We start from the raw sequence: 2,607 nt of genomic DNA, 5'->3' as shown, positions 1-2,607 counted from the left end.
CAGCACCCGCGTCACGGGATGCTGCACGGCGGCCGGTTCGGCGTCGGGGGGCCGGGTCGTCAGCCCGGTTGGGCCTCCAGGAGCGCCCAGACGTGCTTCGTCGTCTCGTCGGCGTACCAGCCGACGTCCTGCGAGAGGCGGCGGGCGATCTGCAGACCGAAGCCGCCCATGCCGGCGGCGCGCTCGCCCGCGATCCGCGGCTCGCTGCGCACGTCGTGGTCGGCGACGTCGAGCAGCAGGTGGGGGTCGCGCCGGCTCAGCGTCACGTACGTCGGCGGGATGCCGTGCAGCAGCGCGTTCGTGGCCAGCTCGCTCGCGATGAGGACCATGCGCTCGCCCACGGGGTCGAGACGCGCGGGGTCGCCGCCGGTCTCGGCGGCGAGCTCGTGGCGCAGCCGCGACAGCTCACCGGTGTTGTCGAGCATCCACGTGCGGACGTGCTCGAACCCCTCCGGCGGTCGCGACGTGCGCAACCCGTCGTCCACGTCCGGCGGACCGTCGGTGCGCTGCTCGCTCACGGGGCTCCTCGAGGGGTGGGTGGCGTGTGGTCTCACGCGCGCACCCACCGTAGGCGTCGCTCGTCCTGGACGCCCGTCGAGCCACACCCCCGCGCGGGCGAAAGCACCCGGATGCGCGCGGCGCCTCAGGCCGCCTGCGCCGCGGCGGTGTCCTGACCCGCCAGCAGCCACCGCACGGTCCGCGTCGCCTGCCGCCCCGCCCAGCGGGCGGCGGTGCCGCGCGCCCTGCCGACCGGTGCCAGCCCGAGCCCGTCGACGGCCCAGACCGGCAGGCTCGCGACCGCCGCCTGCGCGAGCGCCGTGTAGCCGAGGCGCAACGCCGGCGGGACGGGCGGCTCGCGCAGCAGGAACGCCGCCGCGTCGAGGGCGGCGGGCGTGGCCCGCAGCACCGGCCGGTACGACGCGATGGCGGCGTGCAGGTCGGCGACGGTCTCGGGGACGTCCGCGGCGCCCATCGCGCGCCCGATCCGCGCGGCCTGCGCGACGTAGGCGTCGGCGCGCGCGGGCGTCAGCGGGTGGGTCCCGTACCGCTGGTGCGCGTCGAGGAAGCTCTCGATCTCCGCGACGTGCACCCAGCGCAGCAGGTCGGGGTCGTCGGCGGCGTAGGCGATGCCCTCGGCAGTGGTGCCCCGGATGCGGCCGTGGATGGTGCGGACGGCGTCGACGGCGGCCTGCGCGTCCTCCGCCGTGCCGAAGACCGTGACCGCGAGGAACGTGCTCGTGCGCGACAGCCGTCCCCACGGGTCGGCGCGGTACCCGGAGTGCTCGGCGACCGCGGCCATCGCGGCGGGGTGCAGCGACTGCAGCAGCAGCGACCGCAGCCCGCCCACGAACATCGACGCGTCGCCGTGCACCTGGCGGATCGCGGCGTCGGGCGCGAACCAGCGCGGGCCGGGACGGTGGTGGATCCGGTGGCGGCTGCGCTCGCCGTGGGGTCCGGCGACCCGCAGGAAGAGCGCCGTGCCGGCGCGCGACCGCAGGCGGCGCACGGGGTCGACGGTCATGCGCCCACGCTGCGGGACCGTTCCTGAGCGCGCGCTGAGTCGCCGGCCGGGCGACGTGCCGGGAAGACGCCGGGCGCCGGTGCCGTTGCCCCCGGTATGCGAGCCATCACCTACGCCCGGTACGGCGGTCCCGACGTCCTCGAGCTCACCGAGCAGCCCACGCCCAAGGTCGGCCCCGACAGCGTGCTCGTGCGCGTCCGCGCCGCCTCGGTCAACCCCGTCGACTGGAAGATGCGCGCCGGGTACCTCGACCAGGTCATGGACGTGACGTTCCCCGTCGTGCCCGGCTGGGACGTCGCGGGCGTCGTCGAGCGGCCCGGTCTCGACACGCCGGAGCTCCGGGCCGGCGACGAGGTGTACGGGTACGTGCGCAAGGACTGGGTGCAGGGCGGCACGTTCGCCGAGCTCGTCGCGGCGCCCGTCCGGACGCTCGCGCGCAAGCCGGCGGCGTGGTCGTTCGAGGAGGCCGCGGCCGTGCCGCTCGCCGGCCTCACGGCGTACCAGAGCATCGAGCGCGCGGGCGTGCGGGCGGGGCAGACGGTCCTCGTGCACGCGGCCGCCGGCGGCGTCGGGCAGTTCGCGGTGCAGATCGCGGCCGCGCGCGGCGCCCGCGTGATCGGCACCGCGTCCGAGCGCAACCACGACCACCTCCGCGCGCTCGGCGCCGAGCCGGTCGCGTACGGCGAGGGCCTGGTCGACCGGGTCCGCGCGCTCGCGCCGCAGGGCGTCGACGTCGTCCTCGACTACGGCTCCGACGACCTCGTGCCGACGACGCGGGCGGTGCTCGCCGACGGCGGGACGGTCGCGTCGATCGTCGACGCCGCCGCGCGCGACGAGCTCGGCGGGCACTACGTGTGGGTGCGGCCCAGCACCGCGGACCTCGACGCCCTGAGCGCGCTGGCGGACGCCGGGAAGCTCCGCGTGGACGTCGCGGAGGTGTTCGACCTGGCCGACGCCGCGGCGGCGCACGAGGCGAGCGCGAGCGGGCACGTGCGCGGCAAGGTCGTCGTCCGGGTCTGACGGGCACGCCCCGGGACGACCGGGGGACGGACGTCGACGGGCGGTGGTGCGGCGCACCACCGCCC

3 protein-coding genes are annotated in these 2,607 nt (G+C 77.1%); 1 reads left to right on the top strand and 2 read right to left on the bottom strand.

From position 1 onward, the window contains the following. Positions 1 to 59: 59 nt before the first annotated feature. Both ACFUMH_RS18970 and ACFUMH_RS18965 read right to left on the bottom strand, forming a co-directional pair. Positions 60 to 518, bottom strand: a complete 459-nt coding sequence (locus ACFUMH_RS18970) for an ATP-binding protein (RefSeq protein WP_378209170.1) — start codon at positions 516 to 518, stop codon at positions 60 to 62. Positions 519 to 643: 125 nt separating this feature from the next. Then, on the bottom strand, positions 644 to 1,522 hold the full coding sequence (locus tag ACFUMH_RS18965) for an oxygenase MpaB family protein (protein WP_378209168.1): 879 nt from the start codon (positions 1,520 to 1,522) through the stop codon (positions 644 to 646). A 96-nt stretch (positions 1,523 to 1,618) separates the two neighbouring features. Here ACFUMH_RS18965 and ACFUMH_RS18960 point away from each other — a divergent pair, with 96 nt between their 5' ends. After that, positions 1,619 to 2,542 (top strand): NADP-dependent oxidoreductase, encoded by a 924-nt coding sequence (locus ACFUMH_RS18960; RefSeq protein WP_378209166.1) that lies wholly within the window; start codon positions 1,619 to 1,621, stop codon positions 2,540 to 2,542. Positions 2,543 to 2,607 lie beyond the last annotated feature (65 nt).

The organism is Cellulomonas sp. NPDC057328 (assembly GCF_042667215.1).
GTDB lineage: Bacteria > Actinomycetota > Actinomycetes > Actinomycetales > Cellulomonadaceae > Cellulomonas.
This window is presented reverse-complemented; position numbering and strand designations above follow the sequence as displayed.